This window comes from Paraburkholderia sp. UCT2 (assembly GCF_014397665.1).
GTDB lineage: Bacteria > Pseudomonadota > Gammaproteobacteria > Burkholderiales > Burkholderiaceae > Paraburkholderia > Paraburkholderia tuberum.
The window spans coordinates 26,326-46,518 of sequence record NZ_VZQO01000021.1; the positions used below are offsets into that span (position 1 = coordinate 26,326).

Consider the following 20,193-nt stretch of genomic DNA (forward strand, 5'->3'; position numbering starts at 1 on the left):
CTGCCGCGGCAACACATTCATGCGGCCCAAGCGGCGCATTTCCGACCTCGCCTGGTGCCGGACAAACACACATCTGGCGGGCGCCGCACATGTGGCGCGCAGCCCGCCTCACAACACCGACGAGCAAATCAGTTGCTCGTTCCCGGCGTCGCCGGCGAAGCGTTCTGCGTCGGGCTGCCGCTGCTTTGCGAGCCCGTCGGGCCGACCGGGTTGCTCTCGTTCTCCTGAGCGGGCGGCGGCGGACGCTTGAACTGGAACTGCGGCTGACCGCCGGACGTCGGGCCTTGCGTCGGGATCCCGCCAGCGCCCGCTCTCGGCACGGCCGACCGCGCGGACGGCGCGCGGCTCGGCGTCGGCACCGCGCTCGTTGCGCGATTGGCCGCCTGGGCGGCTTCCGCGTTGGCGTCCATGGACGGCGTGGCGGCCTGCTGGGCGCCTTCGACCGACGGCGAGCGCGTCGTATCCACCGTAGGCGGTGCCGCGGCGGCAGCGGCTGCGCTCGCGGCGGCTGCGTCGCTAGCGGCCACCGCGTGGGCGGCCTCGGCCGCGCTCGCCGCGCGCGGCGGCGTCGCGTTCGGGCGACGGCCACTGCGATCACCGTCGATTTCGGCCAGCAATTCGAGATTGGTCGGCAGATCCTCGCCGCCCGTCCAGTGGGTCACGAGGTCGCCGGAGAAGTACACGACGAAGTCACGCTGCTGCACGATCGACGTCGAGCCGCGCTTGAAATAGAACACGTAATCCCAGCGATTCGCGTGGAACATGTCGGTCAATAGCGGCGTGCCGAGCAACTGACGCACCTGCGCGCGCGTCATGCCGACCTTCATCTGATCGGCCATTTCCTGTGACACGAAGTTACCTTGCACGACCGTAATCCGATACGGCGTAATGCGTTGGGCAACGCGCTGGGTCAGGCTGTCGTACGTGGAACATCCGGCAAGAACCGCGACAGTCGCAACAGCGATCAAGGTACCCCGCATGCGGCTCCCCCGGTAGATCAATTGAGATTTAGAAATCATTTCACTCACCGTGCGGGCCCGCTTGCGGGCCACGCTCATTCCATCGAAAATGACCAGAACGCCAAAACACATTACTATGAGAGCCCAGCATTGTACTCTAGGGATCCCTTGTCATGACCAATCCAACCGATCTCAAGAATATCGGGCTCAAGGCGACCCTTCCGCGCCTCAAAATCCTTGAGATTTTCCAGCATAGCCCGGTGCGTCACCTGACCGCCGAAGACGTGTACCGCAACCTCCTGCACGAGGAGCTCGATATCGGTCTCGCCACCGTGTATCGCGTGCTGACGCAATTCGAGCAGGCCGGCCTGCTCTCACGCAGCAATTTCGAATCGGGCAAGGCGGTGTTCGAACTGAACGAGGGGTCGCACCACGACCACCTCGTGTGCCTCGATTGCGGGCTGGTCGAGGAATTTTTCGACCCCGAAATCGAAAGCCGTCAGCAGTCCATCGCCAAAGCACGCGGCTTCAAGCTGCAGGAACACGCGCTGGCGCTGTATGGGGCGTGCACGAAGGAAAATTGTCCGCATCGTAAGCACTGATGCGTCGCGGGTCGCCTGCCAACGCGACCTGGCAAGTCAGAAAAAAGACCCGGCCGATGGGCATCGGCCGGGTCTTTTTTATTCAGACGGCGGCAATCGCCGCTATCCGACCAACTCCGCGCTCGACTCGAAGCCGAGCCGCCACGGCTCGGCCAACTGCAATTCGTCGCAATTCGGCGCATCGCCGCCCCGATCGACGACGATGAAGTCGCTGACCTGATCCAGCGCGAGCAGCGGATGGTGCCAGACCCCTTTCGCGTAATTGACGCCCTGCCACGCATCGGTCCAGAACGCGCGCATGCGCGCCGCGTCGAACTCGCCGGCCGGCGCGACCACCATCAGATATCGGCCCGCGCGTAAGGGAATGAAAGCCTGGCTGCCGAGCGGATGCCGCTCCATCATCGTGATCTCGACGGGCAGCGCGCGCGGCTGCGCGCGAAACAGACTGACGAGCGGCCGGCCGCCCTGCTCCACCACGTCGACGCGCGCGAGGTCGTGATAGCGCTCGGTGGTACCGCCGTTGATCGGAAAACGACGCGCGCCGTCGAGTTCGATCACGTCGCCGAACGGCGCGAAGGCCGCGCGCGTCAGGCGTTCCATCTGCAGGATCTTCATGCGTGCCGCTCCATGACGTTGCTTGCGTTAAGCGATCTCGCCCCACAGACGCAGGCGCGACACGCCGCCGTCCGGGAAGATGTTGAAGCGCACGTGCGTGACCGGCCCGAGCGCGGCGAGGTCGTCCGCGAACGCGTGCACGTGATCCATCTGCAGTTTCTGTTCGCCGAGCAGCACCGGCCAGAACATCGCCTGCGTGACGAGGGAATCGTCTGTGCCGCCCGTCACCGATGCCGCCTGCAGCGAGCAGCGATCCGGGAAGTTGCCCTTGAAGTGCGCGGTGTCCACTTCGATCTTGCGGATCGCGCCGGGCCGCGCGAGCGCGACGATCGCCCAGTCGTTGCCCGGCTCGCGACGCCGCCGCGTTTCCCAGCCGTCGCCCATGTTCACGCCACGGCCCGGCATCAGCATCTGCGAGGCCGGCCCGAAATGCTGGTTGTTCGCGGCGACTAGGTACGCGCCGTTTTCGATCGCGGCGAGATCGAGCAGCGTGCCGCGCTCGACGCGGCTCCAGTCGCGCTGCGGCTGGCCATACACGCGCAGTCGCGCGAGCCCGCCGTCCGGATACAGATTCACGCGCAGATGGGTGACCGGGCGCGCGTCTTTCACCTCGACGTAGTGATGCTGGTTGCCCTGTAGCGTTGTCGCCGGCACGAGCGGCTGCCAGTCGGCATGCTCGGGCGGAACGTCAGCGTCGCTATGGCAGGCATCGATCGACGCCGCCGGCGGGAAATTGCCGGTGAAGTGGCTCGTATCGAGATCGACCCCATGCACGACGCCCGGCCGCGCGAGCCGGATCACGCAATGGTCGTGGCCGGTCGTGCGCTTGCGACGCGTCTCCCAGCCGTCCATCCACTTGCCGTGGTCGTCGTATTTGCCGGGGATGAACACCGCCGGCTGCGGGTCGAGCACGCGCTCTTTCGGCGCGAAGAATTCGTCGCTGGCGAACAGCGCCTTCGCGCCGAGGCGCGGATCGGCGAGGTTCATGTAGCGGCGTGTGAAGGCGGGAGCGTTCGAGTCGAGGATCGGGTTGGCCATGATGTCGGTCGGTGTCGAAGAGGTCGGAAACAGCCGGCGGCGCCACGGCTACCGCCGGCTTTGCGAAAAATGGTCGAGGAGCTATCTGGAAAGCGATGCCGGTTCGTCTGGTCAGACCAGATCCCCGCGCAGCCGTCAGACCGCCGGCGCGGGTTCCGCCGCACCGGGTTCGACGAGCGTGTCGTCGACGACGGGCACGTAGCGCAGCGCCGCGTCGCGATTCAGCACGCGATGCGCGCGCGCCTTGTCGATATCGTTTTCCCACACGGCGACCACCACCGTCGCGACGCAGTTGCCGATCAGGTTGGTGAGCGCCCGGGCGATGCCGACAAACCAGTCGACCGGCAGAATCAGCACGAGACCGAGCACAGGAATCGCGGGAATCGCGGAGAGCGTCGCCGCGAGAATCACGATCGCAGAGCCCGGAATGCCGTGCGCGCCCTTCGACGTCACCAGCGACACCAGCACGACGACGATCAGGTCATGAATAGACAGCGGCGTGTTGGTCGCCTGCGCGATGAACAGGACCGCGAGCGTCAGATAGATCGAGAAGCCGTCGAGGTTGAACGAGTAGCCGGTCGGAATCACGAGACCGACCGTCGAATCCTTGACGCCCATCCATTCGAGCTTGCGCATGATCTGCGGCAGCACGGCGTCGGACGACGCGGTGCCGAGCACGATCGACAGTTCTTCGCGCAGATAGCGGATCAGCTTGAAGATGCTGAAGCCGGCGAGCCGCATCACCGCGCCGAGCACGACCACGACGAACACCGCGCAGCTCGCGTAGAACACCAGCACGAGCATGCCGAGCTGCTTCAGCGACTCGACGCCGTAGGTGCCGGTCGTGAACGCGATCGCGCCGAGCACGCCGAGCGGTGCGAGCTTGATGATGAAGCCCATCACGCGGAAGAACACCTGCGACAGCTCATCGATCAACCCGCTCACGCGCTGCGCGCGCTTGCCGAGCAGCGACAGCGCCGAGCCGAACAGCACCGAGAACACGAGGATCTGCAGAATGTCGCCGGTCGCGAACGCGTTGATCGCCGTGTCGGGGATGATCTTCAGCAGGAAGCCCGCTGTGTCCTTCAGGCTCTTCGCGTGCTCGGTATAGGTCGCGAGCGACGCCGCATCGAGCGAGTTCAGGTTCACGTTCATACCTGCACCAGGACGCGTCGCGTATGCGAGCACCGCGCCGATCACGAGCGCGATCGTCGTCATCGCCTCGAAGTAGATCACCGACTTCAAGCCCACGCGGCCGACCTTGCGCAGATCGCCCGCGTGCGCCATGCCGCTCACCACCACGCAGAACACGATCGGCCCGATCACCATCTTGATCAGTTTCAGAAAGCCGTCGCCAAGCGGCCGCAAGGACTGCGCGAAATGCGGAAACACGGCACCGAGCACGATGCCGACCACGAGCGCTATCACGACCCGGCCAAATAGCGAATTGAAGAATTTCAACACGGCTTCCTCCTGCGGATGGTTGTCTCGGTCACTTCTGTTCAGACTGGTCCGACCAGTGCTGTTATGGCGAATAGTAGGAAGCCGATATACCCACGTCAAGGACTCATCGAGCAGTGTTTACCCGTTGTGTTTTCGGCGATTTCGGGTCGGATTTCGGGATTTCAGACGGCGCGCGGCGCGCCTTCTCGCGCGCAAGTATTAGAATTGCGGTCAGACCACGCTACCGAGCGATCCCTCATGAAAAACGTCCCGCACACCGTCACCGACGCGGCCATCGCGACCATCCGCGAGCGTATCGAGGGGGGCGTCTATCCGGTGGGCAGTCTGCTGCCGGCGCAGCGCCAGCTATCCGATGAACTGTCGATCAGCCGGGCCTCACTGCGCGAAGCGCTTTCCACGCTGGAAGCGCTTGGTCTGCTGGTGATCCGCCCTGGCAAGGGCGTCTACGTGGAAAGCGCGCAGGCGAAAAACGCGCAGGCGTGGCGCTTCGCCGAGCAGTCGTCGCTGCCCGACACGTATCAGATGCGCTACGCGCTCGAAGGCTTCGTCGCGCGCATGGCGGTGCTCGCGGTCACCAACGACGACCTCGCGTGGCTCGAGGAAAACATCACCGCGATGCAAAGCGCGCTCGCCTGCGAGGAACTCGACGAAGCGGCTCGGCTCGACTACGCGTTCCATATGCGCATCGTCAGCATCGCGGGCAATGCGGCGATCGAGTCGATCCTGCGCAGCAGCGCCGAGATCATGCAGGAAAGCCAGCGCATGCCGTTCTACCGGCGCGAGCGGGTGCTGTCCACGTACACCGAACATCGCGCGATTCTCGACGCGTTGAAGGCCCGCGATTCGCTCGCCGCGGGCAAGGCGATCGAGACGCACATCGCGAACGCCGCGCAGCGCGCCGGCGTCTATTTCCCCACGCCGTAGACGGCAAAAATCGCAGACGAAAAAAAACCGCTCCGAAGAGCGGCTTTTTCATGCAGCGTGAAACCCGAAACTTACTTTGCGTTCGCGAGCGCCACAGCCGTGTCCAGCATGCGGTTCGAGAAGCCCCACTCGTTGTCGTACCAGCTCGACACCTTCACGAGACGGCCCGACACCTTGGTCAGCGTCGAGTCGAACGTCGACGAAGCCGGGTTGTGGTTGTAGTCGATCGACACGAGCGGTGCGTCGTTGTAACCGAGGACGCCCTTCAGCGCGCCTTCCGATGCTTCCTTCATGATCGCGTTGACTTCCTCGACCGTCGTGTCGCGCGCGGCGATGAACGACAGGTCGACGACCGATACGTTGATCGTCGGGACGCGGATTGCGTAGCCGTCCAGCTTGCCGTTCAGTTCCGGCAGCACGAGGCCGACCGCCGATGCCGCGCCGGTCTTGGTCGGGATCTGGCTATGCGTGGCCGAACGCGCGCGGCGCAGGTCTTCGTGGTACACGTCGGTCAGAACCTGGTCGTTCGTGTACGCGTGGATCGTCGTCATCAGGCCGTTCACGAGGCCGATCTTGTCGTTCAGCGGCTTGACCAGCGGCGCGAGGCAGTTGGTCGTGCACGATGCGTTCGAAATGACCGTGTCCGACGCCTTCAGCACGTTGTGGTTCACGCCGTAGACAATCGTCGCGTCGACGTCCTTACCGCCCGGCGCCGAGATGATGACCTTCTTCGCGCCGCCCTTGATGTGCGCGCTCGCCTTTTCCTTGGTCGTGAAAAAGCCCGTGCACTCCATCACGACGTCGACGCCCAGCTCGCCCCACGGCAGTTCGGCCGGGTTGCGGTTCGCCAGCACGCGGATCTTGTCGCCGTTCACGACGAGGTAGTCGCCGTCCACCGACACGTCGCCCGGGAACTTGCCGTGCGCGGTGTCGTACTGCGTCAGGTGGGCGTTGGTCTTCGCATCGCCCAGATCGTTGATGGCAACGATTTCGATATCGTGCTTCTTGCCGTTTTCATAGAAGGCGCGCAGGGTATTGCGGCCGATCCGGCCGTAGCCGTTGATTGCGACGCGAATCGTCATGATTTATCTCCTGATGGCTAAAAAATCCGTCTATGTTCGCCTGGTCGGACATTCGGTTCGGTGCGTTGCCGCGCGCAGCCACGAGGGGCGCGACGGCAACGCGACGCAACCATCAGCCGAGCGCGGCCTTGACCGTCGCCACCACGTGCTCGACGGTGAAACCGAAATGCTTGAACAGCACGCCTGCCGGGGCCGATTCGCCGAACGTGTCGATGCCGACCACGCCGCCTTCCAGACCCACGTACTTGCGCCAGAAATCCGACACGCCCGCTTCGATCGCGACGCGACGCACGCCATGCGGCAGCACGCGTTCGCGGTACTCGGCGTCCTGCCTGTCGAACACGGTCGTCGACGGAATCGACACGACGCGGGCGGCGATGCCTTCGCGCGCGAGGGGCTCGACGGCTTTCATCGCGAGTTCGACTTCCGAGCCCGTCGCGATCAGGATGATCTTACGCGCGACGATCTCTTCATCCCAGTCGCGCAGCACGTAGCCGCCCTTCTCGATGTTGGCGATCTGCGCGTCGGTGCGCTCGTTGAACTGCAAGTTCTGGCGACTGAAGATCAGGCACGACGGACCTTCATGCTCGATCGCATGGGTCCAGGCCACCGCGGTTTCGACCGTGTCGGCCGGGCGCCACGTTTGCAGATTCGGGATCAGACGCAGGCTCGCGACGTGTTCGATCGACTGGTGGGTCGGGCCGTCTTCGCCGAGACCGATCGAGTCGTGCGTGAACACGAAGATCGACGGCGACTTCATCAGCGCGGCGACGCGCAGCGCGTTGCGGCTGTAGTCGGAGAACGTCAGGAACGTGCCGCCGAACGCCTTGTAGCCGCCATGCAGCGCGACGCCGTTGATCGCCGCGCTCATGCCGAATTCGCGCACGCCGTAGTTCACGTAGTTGCCGGCGGCACGGCCTTCGGCATTCACGCGCACCGGCTTGGCGGCCTTCCAGTTGGTCAGGTTCGAGCCGGTCAGGTCGGCGGAACCGCCGAGCAGTTCGGGCAACACGGCCGACAGACCTTCGATGGCCTGCTGCGATGCCTTACGCGTCGCCACGGTCTCAGCGCGCTCGTTCGCGCCGGCGATGATCGCTTTCGCCTTATCTTTCCAGTCGGCCGGCAGTTGCTTCGCGCTGCGGCGCTTGAATTCGGCCGCTTCCTGCGGGTACTTCGCCGCGTAGGCAGCGAACGCCTCGTCCCATTCCGCTTCGAAGCGCGCGCCCGCTTCCTTCGCGTCCCATGCCGTGTAGACTTCCTGCGGAATCACGAACGGCTCCCACTTCCAGCCGATCGCTTCGCGCGTCGCCGCGATTTCCTTGTCGCCGAGCGGCGCGCCGTGCGAATCGTGCGAGCCCGCCTTGGTCGGCGCGCCTTCACCGATCACGGTCTTGCAGCAGATCAGCGTCGGCTTGTCCGACAGCTTCGCCTGCCTGATCGCCGCGTCGACCGCGTCGACGTCATGGCCGACCACGTTCGGGATCACGTTCCAGCCGTACGCTTCGAAGCGCTTCGGCGTGTCGTCGTGGAACCAGTGCACCACTTCGCCGTCGATCGAAATGCCGTTGTCGTCGTAGAACGCGATCAGCTTGTTCAGCTTCAGCACGCCCGCGAGCGAGCAGGCTTCGTGCGAGATGCCTTCCATCAGGCAGCCGTCGCCGACGAACACGTACGTGTGGTGATCGACGATCCTGGCGTCGGGCTTGTTGAATTCAGTGGCGAGCAGCGATTCGGCGAGCGCCATGCCGACCGCGTTCGCGAGACCCTGGCCGAGCGGGCCGGTGGTCGTCTCGACGCCCGGCGTGATGCCGTATTCCGGGTGACCCGGCGTCTTCGAATGGAGCTGGCGGAAGTTCTTCAGCTCGTCCATCGGCAGGTCGTAGCCGGTCAGATGCAGCAGCGAGTACAGCAGCATCGAGCCGTGACCGTTCGACAGCACGAAGCGGTCGCGATCGGCCCATTGCGGGTTCTTCGGGTTATGGCGCAGATGACGCGACCACAGGGCGACGCCGATTTCGGCCATGCCCATCGGCATGCCGGGGTGACCGGAGTTCGCCTTTTGAACGGCGTCCATGGCCAACGCGCGGATCGCGTTGGCCATCAGGGAGGTGGGTGCGGGAGACGGGGTCGTCATGTCGAGTCCGGAGACAGAGTCAGAAAGCGGGGGCGCGCTTGAGGCCCGGAAGCTCGGCGGTCACTTCGCTACGGCGCACGATGCGGCGCCAGGAGACGCGAAACGGGCAGAGCAAGCGGACAAGGCTGAAAGCGTCACATTCTAGCAGAAGGGTAACCCCTACCCGGCCGGAAAGCCGCCTGGCCGCGTGGTTCAACGCACACCGCCAGGCGGCGGCATTTACAATTCGAGCACCTGTGTGCCCGCACTACCGATCGAGCCCGTCCGCCGTGAACGCCCCGCTATTGTTCCAGCCTTGTCCCGACGCCGTCTACGGCTTTCCTCACGCGCGCCACGTCGAGCGTGTCGAATCCCGTTATCAGACGATCGAGATCTGGGACACGCCGCAGCTCGGCGCGCTGTTCACGCTCGACGGCCGTCCGATGACGTCCGCAGGCGACGAGTTCATCTACCACGAATGCATGGTGCATCCGGCCGCGCTCGCGCATCCTGCGCCGCGCGCGGCGCTGGTGCTCGGCGGCGGCGATGGCGGGGCCGCGAGGCAATTGCTCAGGCATCCGGGCATCGAGCGGATCGTCGTCGCGGAGCTCGATCCCGAGGTCGTGCGGCTCACGCGCGGACATTTGCCGCAGGTGCATGGCGGTGCGTTCGACGATCCGCGCGTCGAGCTGGTGATCGGCGATGCGGCGGACTACGTCGCGGCGGCGGCCCGCGCGACGCAGGGTGCAATGAACGTCGCGGCCGCGCAGTTCGACCTCGTCGTATTCGACCTGACGCCACCCGATTCGCCCGCGGCCGGTCTGTACACGCCGAGCTTCTACGCGCAGTTGAAGCGCGTGCTGCGTGCTGATGCGTTGCTGTCGCTTCATCTCGGCTCGCCGTACCACCACGCGCCGCGCATCGCCGCGCTGCTCGGCGATCTGCACGCCGCGTTCGCACAGGTGCGCACGCTGGGCACCTTCGTGCCGCTCTACGGCTCGCTATGGCTGATGGCGATCGCCAGCGACACGCTCGACCCCGCCGCGCTCACCGCCGACACGCTCACCGAGCGTCTCGCCGCGCGCGGCATCGATTCGCTGCGTCATTACGAACCAGCCCTGCACGCGGGGCTATTCTCGGCGGCGCGATCGGCGCGCGATAAACTGAGCCCGTTGACGAAGTCGTCCTTTTGAAGCGCGGACACCTTGCGCGAATCGGTTCGTGTGATGCCGGCGTGCCGCGCCCGACCGAAACCCGCAACCGTGGCCTCGCCGCCTCACAAGATCCGGAGAACTCCATGACCGCCCCCCACCCCGCCGGTGTGCCCTGGCTCACCCCCTATCTGACGGTGCGCGACGCGCGCGCGTCGACGGCATTCTTCTCGGCGGCGTTCGGTTTCGACGTGCGCGACAGCGTGCAGGACGAGGGCGTCGTCATGCACGTCGAGATGACCTATCAAGGCCAGCTGATCGTGATGTTCGCGCCTGAAGGCGCGTTCGGCTCGACCGCGAAGACGCCGAAAAGCGCGGGCACGATCGCGCCGCAATCGTTCTATGTCTATGTCGAGGACGTCGACGCCGTGTATGCTCGCGCGCTCGCGGCCGGCGCGAAGTCGCTGAGCGAGCCACAGGACCAGTTCTGGGGCGACCGCTTCGCGCAGGTCGAGGATATCGACGGCTATCGCTGGGCACTCGCCCGCCACCTGTCCTGAATTCAAGAGTCTCCCGTCGATGCCCCGTTTTTTTGTTGATATCCCGCTTTACGCCGACGACGTGATCGCACTGCCCGACGACGTCGTGCGCCACCTGGCCGTGCTGCGTCTGCAGCCAGGCGATTCCCTGGCGTTGTTCAACGGCCAGGGCGGCGAATACGGTGCCGAACTCGTCGAGGTCGAGCGTCGTGCGGCTCGCGTGAAAATCGGCGAATTTCGCGCGATCGAGGTCGAGCCGCCGTATCGGCTGACGCTCGCCCAAGGCATCGCAGGCGGCGACAAGATGGACTGGCTGATCGAGAAGGCGGTCGAACTCGGCGCCTCGGGCTTCGTGCCGCTCGCGACCGCGCGCAGCGTCGTGCGGCTTACCGGCGAGCGCGCGCAGCGGCGGCAGCAGCACTGGCAGGGTGTGGTGCGGGCGTCGTGCGAGCAGTGCGGACGTAATCGGGTTCCGGACGTGATGCCGGTGTGCGAGATTGGCGCGTGGCTCGATACGCTGTCGCGCGAGCCGGCGCCTGACGAGCTGCGCCTGCTGTTATCGCCGCGCGCGAGCATCGGCTTTGCGGCGCTGCCTGACGCGCCGCCGCCTGGTGGCGTGACGCTGCTGATCGGCCCCGAAGGCGGCCTTTGCGCCGACGAGGAAGTCGCCGCCGGCGAACAGGGCTTTACCGCGATTGGCTTGGGACCGCGTGTGCTGCGCACAGAGACCGCCGGAATCGCAGTGTTGGCGGGGCTCGCGGCGCGCTGGGGCGGCTGGTGAGCGGGAGCTTGCCCAAGCAGCGCGACAAAAGCAAAGGCCCGCCAATTAGCGGGCCTTTGCCGTTTATACCGCGACGTTCACTGTCAGACTCAAGCAGCTACGCCTGAACAGACGAAAATCCGGCGAACTTCAAGCGAACGAGTAGAACACCCGGAACGCGACCTTGCGCTCGGCCCAGAATTCGGCCGCTTCACGGAACACGTCGAGCAGCGTCTCGCGCCCTTCCTTGTCGAATTTCTGCGCGATCGGCAGGTGTTCGAGCACGATCACGAAGCCGGGCTGCGCGCCGGCCTTGTGCACGAGGTCGGTCAGGCAGTCGTAGAGCGCGTCGTAGTTCTTGCCGAAATGCTTGGGAAACAGGAACGACGTCGCGATCGTCTCGAGCACTTCCTGCTTCGAGGCGGCGTTCGCGCAGTACGCATACAGAAAGTGCTGGCCGAGCAGGTTGGCCTCGTCGGCGAGATCCTGCACGCGGAACGCGCGGATCGACTGCACGATGTTCGGCCGCACCGTCCTGAAAAGGCTCATGGGCTCCTCGTTCGATGAAACCACCGTGGCAGCCTCGCTTTGATTGTCGCGACCCTGCTCGTCGGCGCGCATCTTCATGACGCGTTGGAACAAATTGCCGTCGCCGGCCGCGAAAAGATCCGTCGCGACTCCGGAATCGTGCGCGTAGATGTTGTCGCTCATGCCGTTCATCCCAATGTCATTCAACAATATGGTTAAAACTGGTGTAATGGTCGTCCGAGTAATAACAATTGTCGGTCCGCTGTAGCGGACCTCCGCAGACGATGCGGCGCGCCCCGCGATTACGCGCGTGAGGCGTGGGGACGGTGTATTCGTGGTAATAGCCGCGCCGGTGGGCGGGCAGCACCCGTTCGTAGTTGCCGAATACGATGCCGTCCTTCTGATACGGGTAAGGCCCGCCGGCGGCAATGAGGTTCAACGTATCGACCGCCTCGCGCGGCAATTGCGCCAGCGCGATGGTGCCCACCTGCGCTTCCACCCCAGTTGGCGCCGAGTAATCTCGCGCCAGCGCTTCGGGCGCGGAACTGGACAACGCGCAGAGTGCGGCGGCACCGATCAGCACGCCTTTCATGCGCAACCAGTTGCGTGCCATGTATCAGGTTTCCCCGCTGTCAGATCACGAGTTTGACGACCATGAAAGTCGTAAGGGTATCGCTAATAGCCTTTGGAATCAACGTTCGACGGCCGATGGCACCCCGCCTCACCCCGCGGAAAAGCCGGTGGCGGGGACTTTGACGACTTTTGACAGAATGTTTAGCTCAATCAGGCTAAACTGAGCTCAATCGTGATCGAATGCAGTGCGGGCGGTGCAAGCGGCCGCTGGCAGAGGCGCTCGATTGCGGTTGTTAGAGCCTGAAACCACTGAGCCGAAAGGCCGTGTCATTGCCATTTTCGGGGTGGCGATCCCCAGCTTGCCCTGAGGGCGTGCCCATTGCGGGCACGCCTTTTTTTTCAGGTACGCCGGTGGGAAAACCGGCGCCGGGCCCGTCGCGGCCCGATCACGATGCGCAGTTAGCGGGTTGCGCTGACGTCCGCGACCAGCAGCGCCGCCATGTTGACGATCCGGCGCACCGTCGCCGATGGCGTCAGCACGTGCACCGGCTTGGCCGCGCCGAGCAGAATTGGGCCAATCGCAATGTTGTTGCCGGCCGCCGTCTTCAGCAGGTTGTACGAGATGTTGGCCGCGTCGATGTTCGGCAGCACCAGCAGGTTCGCGTCGCCTTCGAGCGTCGAATCGGGCAATACCTCGCGGCGCAGGTTGGCGTCGAGCGCGACGTCGCCGTGCATTTCGCCGTCAACTTGCAGCTGCGGCACGCGTTCGCGCAGGATCTCGAGCGTATCGCGCATCTTCTGCGCCGTCGGCGCGTTGCTCGAACCGAAGTTCGAGTGCGACACGAGTGCAACCTTCGGCTCGATGCCGAAACGGCGCACTTCCTCGGCTGCCATGATCGTGATCTCAGCCAGCTCGGCCGGTGTCGGATCGACGTTCACGTGCGTATCGACGAGGAAAATCTGCCGATTCGGCAGCACCAGCGCGTTCATCGCCGCATAGACTTTCGCGCCGGGCTTCTTGCCGATCACCTGATCGATGAAGTGCAGGTGGCGGTGTGTGGTGCTGACCGTACCGCAGATCATGCCGTCCGCCTCGCCCTTCTTGACCATCATCGAGCCAATCAGCGTGGTGCGGCGGCGCATCTCGAGCTTGGCCATCTGCGTGGTGATGCCCTTGCGCGACATCATCTTCGCGTATTCCTGCCAGAACTCGCGGTAACGTTCGTCATGATCGGTGTTGACGACCGTGTAGTCCTGCCCCGCGACGAGCCGCAGGCCATAACGCGCGATCCGCTGCTCGATCACGGCCGGCCGGCCGATCAGGATCGGCTTGGCGAGCTTTTCGTCGACGATGATCTGCATCGCGCGCAGCACACGCTCTTCTTCGCCTTCCGCGAACACGATGCGCTTCTTCTCCGGCTCGACGCTGCGCGCGAGCTGGAAGATCGGCTTCATCGTCGTGCCGCTGTGATAAACGAACTGCTGCAGATGCTGCGCGTATGCGTCCATGTCCTCGATTGGACGCTCGGCAACACCGCATTCCATCGCGGCCTTCGCCACCGCGGGCGCGACCTTCACGATCAGACGCGGATCGAAGGGTTTCGGAATCAGGTATTCCGGTCCGAACGATAGGTCCTGGATGCCGTACGCGGTCGCGACGATGTCGCTCTGCTCCTGGCGCGCCAGCTCCGCGATCGCGTTGACGGCGGCGATTTCCATTTCGCGCGTGACCGTCGTCGCGCCGGCGTCGAGCGCGCCGCGGAACAGAAACGGGAACACGAGCACGTTGTTGACCTGGTTCGGGTAGTCGGTGCGGCCCGTGCACAGCACCGCGTCCGGACGCACTTCGAGCGCGAGTTCCGGCAGGATTTCCGGCGTCGGGTTCGCAAGCGCGAGGATCAGCGGCCTGGCGGCCATCTGCTTGACCATGTCCTGCTTGAGCACGCCGCCGGCCGACAACCCGAGGAACACGTCCGCGCCTTCGATCACCTCGGCAAGCGAGCGCGCGTCGGTTTCACGCGCGAAACGCTCCTTGTCCGGGTCCATCAGTTCGGTGCGGCCCTTGTACACGACGCCCGCGAGGTCGGTCACGGTGATGTTTTCGAGCGACAGGCCGATGTCGACCAGCAGGTCCAGACACGCGAGCGCCGCCGCGCCCGCGCCCGACGCGACCAGCTTGACTTCCTTGATGTCCTTACCGACGACCTTCAGGCCGTTGGTGACCGCCGCCGCGACGACGATCGCGGTGCCGTGCTGGTCGTCGTGGAAGACCGGAATCTTCATGCGCTTGCGGCATTCGCGTTCGACGATGAAGCAGTCCGGCGCCTTGATGTCTTCGAGGTTGATGCCGCCGAAGGTCGGTTCGAGCGCGGCGATCACCTCGACCAGCTTGTGCGGATCGGTCTCGTTGATCTCGATATCGAACACGTCGATGCCGGCGAACTTCTTGAACAGGACGGCCTTGCCTTCCATGACCGGCTTCGACGCGAGCGGCCCGATGTTGCCGAGGCCCAGCACCGCGGTCCCGTTCGTGACGACGCCAACGAGGTTGCTGCGCGCGGTGAAGCGCGCGGCGTTCAGCGGGCTCTCGACGATTTCCTCGCACGCGAACGCGACGCCAGGCGAATACGCCAGCGCGAGGTCGCGCTGGTTGATCATCTGCTTGGTCGGGGCGATCGCGATTTTGCCGGGAGTCGGGAACTCGTGGTAATCGAGAGCTGCTTCGCGGAGTTTGGTATTGACGGGATTCGACATAAGGCGGGCTTCGGAGGGCAGATTAGAATAGACGTTCGACGGCATTGTAGCCCCAATTGCCTACGCAATTCCTTCAATACGGGTACAACAGCCGCGACTGAAACAGCGTGAAAGCGCGCGTTGCCCGTTGTCCGGATGGTCCGGCGCTTGCGACGGGGCATCACGCTCAATCACCCTGATCCGCGCCATTTCTCCAATCGTTCTCCGCTCACCGTCCGCCATCATGCTTTCCGAGTTTTCGCTGATCGATCGCTTCTTTGCCCGCCGCGCCGCCGCCGTGCGGCCCGCCAATGCCGAAGGCGGCACGCTCGGCATCGGCGACGATTGCGCGTTGCTGGCGCCGCCTGCCGGCGAAATGCTGGCGATATCGACGGACATGCTGGTCGAAGGCCGTCATTTCTTCGCCGATATCGATCCCGAAGCGCTCGGTCACAAGGCGCTTGCCGTCAATCTGTCTGACCTCGCCGCAATGGGCGCGCAGCCGCGGGCGTTCACGCTGGCCTTCTCGCTGCCGAAAGCCGACGAAGCCTGGCTTTCCGGTTTCAGCGAAGGCCTGTTCGCGCTCGCCGAGCGCTACGGTTGCGAGCTGATCGGCGGCGATACCACAGGCGGGCCGCTCAATCTGTGCATTACGGTATTCGGCAGCGTGCCGCCACGAACAGCCTTGCGCCGCGATGCCGCGCAACCCGGCGACGACATCTGGATCTCCGGCACTCTCGGCGACGCGCGCGCCGGCCTCGGCGCGCAGCGCGGCGAATGGTCCGCCACCCCGAATGACGCCGCGACGTTCCGCCGGGCGCTCGAACGCCCCGAGCCGCGCATCGCGCTCGGCCTCGCGCTGCGCGGCATCGCACACGCGGCGCTCGACCTGTCGGATGGACTCGCCGGCGATCTGCGGCACATCCTCGAACGCTCGTCGGTGGGCGCGAGCGTCGACGTCGATGCGGTGCCGCGCTCGGCCGCGCTACGCCGTCTGCCGCCCGACGTCCAGCAGCGCTGCACGCTCGCCGGCGGCGACGACTACGAGCTGTGCTTCACCGCGCCCGCCGCCGCGCGCGCCGCGGTCGAGGCCGCCGCGCAGAAGGCCGCCGTGCCGGTCACCCGCATCGGTACAATAAGCGCACTGGAGGCGGCCACCGACCGCCCGGCCATCGCGTGGCGCAACGCCAGCGGCGCGCCGCTCACTCTGACCTTGCAAGGTTTCGATCACTTTCATGCAGAATGACCCCCCGCTCGGCCCCGCCGACGACTTCCTCGGCGGCGAGCCGCCTCAGGCGCCTGGACCGCGCGCGCCGAAGCCCGCTCAGCCGCGCCGCGCGACCGCGCGCTTCATGCTGTCGCATCCAGTCCACCTTCTGTCGCTCGGCTTCGGCAGCGGGCTGTCACCCGTCGCACCGGGCACGATGGGCACGCTGCTCGGGTGGGCCTCGTTCGCGGTGCTGAGTCGTTATCTGACAGTTATTGAATGGGGCGTGCTGATCGGCGTCGGCTTTCTCGGCGGCATCGCGTTGTGCGGCTTTACCGCGAAGCGGCTCGGCGTCGAGGATCCGTCGGCGGTCGTGTGGGACGAAATCGTCGCGTTCTGGCTCGTGCTGCTGATGGTCACGCCTGCCACGCTCACCGGCCAGGTGTGGGCGTTCCTGATCTTCCGCTTCTTCGACATGGTGAAGCCGCCGCCGATCGGCTACTTCGACCGCCGGCTGAAAGGTGGCTTTGGCATCATGTTCGATGACCTGATCGCCGCATTTTTTACGTTGCTCGTGATTGCGCTGTGGCGGATGTCGGTTTGAGCGCTGCCTGTTTACCGTTCGAGTACCGTCCGACTCTTTTGGCCGCCGCCCCCCTGCCGTTCGCCGCGCCGCCCGGCCGGCTTCGTTTTCCGGATTGACTGACGCCATGCCTACCGATTCCGTCGTTCACCAGCTTGCGATCCGCGTGAGCAACCGTCTGCGCGACGAGCGCCTGATGCTCGTGACCGCCGAGTCCTGCACGGGCGGCATGGTCGCGACCGCGATCACCGACATCTCCGGCAGCAGCGGCTGGTTCGAACGCGGCTTCGTCACGTATTCGAACCAGGCGAAAAGCGAAATGATCGGTGTGCCGGCCGACCTGATCGAAAAGCACGGCGCGGTCAGCGAGCCGGTCGCACGAGCGATGGCCGAAGGCGCGCTGCGCAACAGCCGAGCGCAAGTGTCGCTGTCGATCACCGGCGTCGCCGGCCCCGGCGGCGGCACGGAAACCAAGCCTGTCGGCATGGTGTCGTTCAGTTGGAGCAACCGGCTGCACACGTCGGTGGAAACGAAGATTTTCAAGGGCGACCGCGACCAGATCCGCGTGCAGGCCGCGGCGCACGCGCTGCGCGGCCTGCTGGCGCTACTCGACGAACGCGAGCATTGAGCGGCGGCTAACTATCACTGAGGAGGCGGACAATGCCGGATTCGCGCGCGATCGCAGACGAACTGATCCGCCGCTTCGATCTGAAGCCCCATCCTGAAGGCGGCTTTTTTGCGGAGACCTACCGGTCGACCGCGCGTGTGCTGCGCGCCGGCGAACCGAACGAGGTTGGGAACACCCGTGCGGCGTCGACTGCGATCCATTACTTGTTGTGCGACGGCGCGCATTCGGCGTGGCATCGGATCCGTTCCGATGAAGTCTGGCATTTCTATGCCGGCGAGCCGCTGCTGGTCCACGTGCTCGATGAAAGCGATGCCGGCGGTGCGCTCGTCACGCACCGGCTCGGCAATCCGCTCACGCATCCCGATACGGTCTGTCAGGCCGTCGTGCCGGCCGGCTTGTGGTTCGCGGCCGAGTGTGCCGATCCGGCATCGTTCGCGCTGGTCGGCTGCACGGTCGCGCCGGGTTTCGAATTCAGCGAGTTCGAACTCGCGGAGGTGGACGCGCTGAAGACGCGGCATCCGCGGCATGCGGGGTTGATCGGGCGGCTCGCACCGGCGCGCTGACGCGCCGCGCCGGCCGTCGCGGGACCGCCCGCCGCGGGATCGCCCGCCGCGGGATCGCCCGACCGGTTCAACGAAACGCGTTGATCCGGTCGCGGGTGTCCTTCGCCGCCTGCGCGGCCGCTTGCGCGAAATCGTCGCCCTTGCCCGCGTAGATGATCGCGCGCGAAGAGTTGATCAGCATGCCGGTGCCGTTCGCGGTGCGTCCGGCGCTCACGGTGGCCTGCACGTCGCCGCCTTGCGCGCCGATGCCCGGAATCAGCAGCGGCATGTCGCCGACGATCCCCCGCACCACTTCGATTTCCTTCGGAAACGTCGCGCCGACCACGAGCCCAAGCTGGCCGCTCGCATTCCACTTCTGCGCGGCCAGTTGCGCGACGACCTGATACAACGGCCGACCGCTTGTCTCGAGAAACTGCAGATCCGAGCCACCCGCGTTCGACGTGCGACACAGCACGATCACGCCCTTGCCTGCGTGCTCGAGATACGGCTCGATCGAATCGAAACCCATGTACGGATTGACCGTCACCGCGTCGGCCTGGTAGCGCTCGAAGGCCTCGCGTGCGTATTGCTCGGCCGTGCTGCCGATATCGCCGCGCTTGGCGTCGAGAATCACCGGCAGGCCCGGATGGTTCGCGTGAATGTGGGCGATCAGCTGCTCGAGCTGCTCTTCTGCGCGATGCGCGGCGAAGTAGGCGATCTGCGGCTTGAACGACGACGCGTACGGCGCGGTTGCATCGACGATCGTGCGGCAGAACTCGAAGATCGCGTCGGCGCGGCCCGCGAGCGCGCCGGGAAATTTGCTGGGCTCGGGATCGAGGCCAACGCACAGCAGCGAGTTCGTGCGCTGCCAGGCGTCGTTGAGTGTCTGGATGAAATTGGACATGGTGAGTCTCGCGGCGAGCCGGTAATCGGAGGAGGCGCGTATTTTACCTGTCCCACGAACGCCGTCCGTCGATGGCGGTCACCGCGCGGCCCGCGCCTCATAGGCGATAGCAGCGCCAGGCCGCCCGTTCGGACGTTCGTCCGGCCGGCGGCCCGGCGGCTACGACTGCGGCTACTGCCTGCGCCGCGCGCCGCGCCCGCCCGGCATCGAGCGCAGTCCAGTCCGCTCGACCGTGAAGCGGAACGTGCGCGTCAACCGCTCGCCGCGCTTGAGCAGCGTCATGCCGTTCTCGCTCGCGCCGCCCGCCAGGTTCATTGCATTGATCGGATGATCGACCGGTTCGAAGCAGAAGAAGTCTTCGCCGGGCGGCGTGTACAGCACGTAATAGTCGGTGTCGGCGGCGATGTTCAGCGACAGACGGCGCTTCGGCCATACCACTGCCGCCTGGCCGCTCCAGCCGGTGAACGCGTGATTGACGATCGTCTCCGGCAGCGGATACGCGACGCCGAACTGCCACGCGGGGGGCGCCGGCACGTGGCGCACCGGCAGCCAGTCGTCGCCCGAGAGCCACAGGCCGCCGGCTGCCGCCGACAGTTCGGTGTCCGCGTCGCGCACGAAGAACGGATGCACGCCGAGCCCGAACGGCAGCGTCTCGCGGCCAGCGTTTTCGATGTCGAGCGAAACGACCAGCGTTGGGCCGTCCAGCGTATAGGTTTGTGTCGCGCGGAACGCGTACGGCTTGCCGTCGCTGCGGTCGAGCGCGAGACGCACGTGCTCGCGGCCCGCGTCGAGCACCTGCCATTGCGCGAGCCAGCCGTCGCCGTGAATCGGCAGCGGCTCGTCGGCGCGGTTGCGCGGCACCTCGACGCGCCGCCCGGCCACGCTGAAATGGCCGCCGCCGATGCGGTTCGAGTATGGCAAGAGCGGATAGCAGGCCAGCTGGTTCGGTTGCGTATCGCCACCGACGTGACTGCAGCGCCGGAAGATCGGCGTCAGCGCGCCGTCGTCGCGCCAGTCGAAGCGGGTCACGCCGCCGCCGATCGTCGGCGCGACATCGAGACGCAATTGCGAGTTGGCGAGCGTGATGCACGCGACATCGCCGGCGCTACCTTCGCCGAGGGCCACCGCCGACGTGCTCGGGCCCGCCAGCACGGGATTGGCGGCCGCGGCGAGTCGCGAGCGTCGCGTTTGAGAGGTTGGGGATGAGGCTGAAACGAGATTCGCAACAGTCATATCTGGCTCCATCGA

Annotated in this window: 20 protein-coding genes; 9 read left to right on the top strand and 11 right to left on the bottom strand. The window is 65.5% G+C overall.

Annotated elements, in window-relative coordinates:
- Positions 1-128 precede the first annotated feature (128 nt).
- Positions 129-980 (bottom strand): outer membrane protein assembly factor BamE, encoded by an 852-nt coding sequence (gene bamE, locus F6X39_RS18745; protein WP_187617685.1) that lies wholly within the window; start codon positions 978-980, stop codon positions 129-131.
- 152 nt (positions 981-1,132) lie between these two features.
- Here bamE and fur point away from each other — a divergent pair, with 152 nt between their 5' ends.
- Positions 1,133-1,561 carry a ferric iron uptake transcriptional regulator gene (fur, locus tag F6X39_RS18750; protein WP_013090534.1) on the top strand — a complete coding sequence of 143 codons (429 nt, stop codon included), beginning with the start codon at positions 1,133-1,135 and terminating at the stop codon, positions 1,559-1,561.
- Positions 1,562-1,663: 102 nt separating this feature from the next.
- Here fur and F6X39_RS18755 read toward each other — a convergent pair whose 3' ends face one another.
- The 3 genes from F6X39_RS18755 to F6X39_RS18765 all read right to left on the bottom strand — a co-directional run bounded on the left by F6X39_RS18755 (position 1,664) and on the right by F6X39_RS18765 (position 4,678).
- Positions 1,664-2,176 carry an ureidoglycolate lyase gene (locus tag F6X39_RS18755; protein WP_187617686.1) on the bottom strand — a complete coding sequence of 171 codons (513 nt, stop codon included), beginning with the start codon at positions 2,174-2,176 and terminating at the stop codon, positions 1,664-1,666.
- 27 nt (positions 2,177-2,203) lie between these two features.
- Positions 2,204-3,214: an allantoicase gene (gene alc, locus F6X39_RS18760; protein WP_187617687.1), complete on the bottom strand. Its 1,011-nt coding sequence runs from the start codon at positions 3,212-3,214 to the stop codon at positions 2,204-2,206.
- Between the two features lie 135 nt (positions 3,215-3,349).
- On the bottom strand, positions 3,350-4,678 hold the full coding sequence (locus tag F6X39_RS18765; RefSeq protein WP_187617688.1) for a C4-dicarboxylate transporter DctA: 1,329 nt from the start codon (positions 4,676-4,678) through the stop codon (positions 3,350-3,352).
- A gap of 237 nt (positions 4,679-4,915) precedes the next feature.
- On the opposite strand from F6X39_RS18765, the gene F6X39_RS18770 reads away from it, so the two are divergent.
- A complete protein-coding gene (locus F6X39_RS18770) occupies positions 4,916-5,602 on the top strand; it encodes a FadR/GntR family transcriptional regulator (RefSeq protein ID WP_090801859.1) in 687 nt (228 codons plus the stop codon).
- Between the two features lie 71 nt (positions 5,603-5,673).
- Here the strand turns inward: F6X39_RS18770 and gap are convergent, their stop codons facing one another.
- Both gap and tkt read right to left on the bottom strand, forming a co-directional pair.
- Entirely contained in the window at positions 5,674-6,684 is a 1,011-nt protein-coding gene (gap, locus tag F6X39_RS18775; RefSeq protein ID WP_008923882.1) for a type I glyceraldehyde-3-phosphate dehydrogenase, read from the bottom strand.
- Positions 6,685-6,796: 112 nt separating this feature from the next.
- Positions 6,797-8,818 carry a transketolase gene (tkt, locus tag F6X39_RS18780; RefSeq protein ID WP_184058466.1) on the bottom strand — a complete coding sequence of 674 codons (2,022 nt, stop codon included), beginning with the start codon at positions 8,816-8,818 and terminating at the stop codon, positions 6,797-6,799.
- 269 nt (positions 8,819-9,087) lie between these two features.
- Here tkt and speE point away from each other — a divergent pair, with 269 nt between their 5' ends.
- From speE to F6X39_RS18795, 3 genes are all read left to right on the top strand, one after another.
- Entirely contained in the window at positions 9,088-9,990 is a 903-nt protein-coding gene (speE, locus tag F6X39_RS18785; protein ID WP_187617689.1) for a polyamine aminopropyltransferase, read from the top strand.
- A 104-nt stretch (positions 9,991-10,094) separates the two neighbouring features.
- The gene (locus F6X39_RS18790) at positions 10,095-10,508 is read left to right on the top strand and encodes a VOC family protein (protein WP_187617690.1); all 414 of its coding nucleotides are present in this window, start codon (positions 10,095-10,097) and stop codon (positions 10,506-10,508) included.
- Between the two features lie 19 nt (positions 10,509-10,527).
- Entirely contained in the window at positions 10,528-11,268 is a 741-nt protein-coding gene (locus F6X39_RS18795) for a 16S rRNA (uracil(1498)-N(3))-methyltransferase (RefSeq protein WP_187617691.1), read from the top strand.
- 129 nt (positions 11,269-11,397) lie between these two features.
- Here the strand turns inward: F6X39_RS18795 and F6X39_RS18800 are convergent, their stop codons facing one another.
- From F6X39_RS18800 to F6X39_RS18810, 3 genes are all read right to left on the bottom strand, one after another.
- Complete coding sequence (locus F6X39_RS18800; RefSeq protein WP_184050947.1) at positions 11,398-11,958, bottom strand: barstar family protein; 561 nt, start codon at positions 11,956-11,958, stop codon at positions 11,398-11,400.
- A 16-nt stretch (positions 11,959-11,974) separates the two neighbouring features.
- The gene (locus F6X39_RS18805; protein ID WP_090801868.1) at positions 11,975-12,388 is read right to left on the bottom strand and encodes a ribonuclease; all 414 of its coding nucleotides are present in this window, start codon (positions 12,386-12,388) and stop codon (positions 11,975-11,977) included.
- A 419-nt stretch (positions 12,389-12,807) separates the two neighbouring features.
- Entirely contained in the window at positions 12,808-15,147 is a 2,340-nt protein-coding gene (locus F6X39_RS18810) for an NADP-dependent malic enzyme (RefSeq protein ID WP_187617692.1), read from the bottom strand.
- Between the two features lie 178 nt (positions 15,148-15,325).
- Between F6X39_RS18810 and thiL the strand changes: the two genes are divergently transcribed.
- From thiL to F6X39_RS18830, 4 genes are all read left to right on the top strand, one after another.
- The gene (gene thiL, locus F6X39_RS18815; protein ID WP_184022910.1) at positions 15,326-16,327 is read left to right on the top strand and encodes a thiamine-phosphate kinase; all 1,002 of its coding nucleotides are present in this window, start codon (positions 15,326-15,328) and stop codon (positions 16,325-16,327) included.
- Positions 16,317-16,892 (top strand): phosphatidylglycerophosphatase A, encoded by a 576-nt coding sequence (locus F6X39_RS18820; RefSeq protein ID WP_184022909.1) that lies wholly within the window; start codon positions 16,317-16,319, stop codon positions 16,890-16,892. Before thiL ends, F6X39_RS18820 begins: the two co-directional genes overlap by 11 nt.
- Before the next feature lie 106 nt (positions 16,893-16,998).
- Positions 16,999-17,499, top strand: coding sequence for a CinA family protein (locus F6X39_RS18825; protein ID WP_184022908.1), 501 nt, complete (start codon positions 16,999-17,001; stop codon positions 17,497-17,499).
- Between the two features lie 32 nt (positions 17,500-17,531).
- The gene (locus F6X39_RS18830; RefSeq protein WP_187617693.1) at positions 17,532-18,062 is read left to right on the top strand and encodes a cupin domain-containing protein; all 531 of its coding nucleotides are present in this window, start codon (positions 17,532-17,534) and stop codon (positions 18,060-18,062) included.
- 67 nt (positions 18,063-18,129) lie between these two features.
- Here the strand turns inward: F6X39_RS18830 and pyrF are convergent, their stop codons facing one another.
- Both pyrF and F6X39_RS18840 read right to left on the bottom strand, forming a co-directional pair.
- Entirely contained in the window at positions 18,130-18,945 is an 816-nt protein-coding gene (gene pyrF / locus F6X39_RS18835) for an orotidine-5'-phosphate decarboxylase (RefSeq protein WP_187617694.1), read from the bottom strand.
- A gap of 171 nt (positions 18,946-19,116) precedes the next feature.
- Positions 19,117-20,178 (bottom strand): aldose 1-epimerase, encoded by a 1,062-nt coding sequence (locus F6X39_RS18840; RefSeq protein WP_187617695.1) that lies wholly within the window; start codon positions 20,176-20,178, stop codon positions 19,117-19,119.
- Between the last annotated feature and the right edge of the window lie 15 nt (positions 20,179-20,193).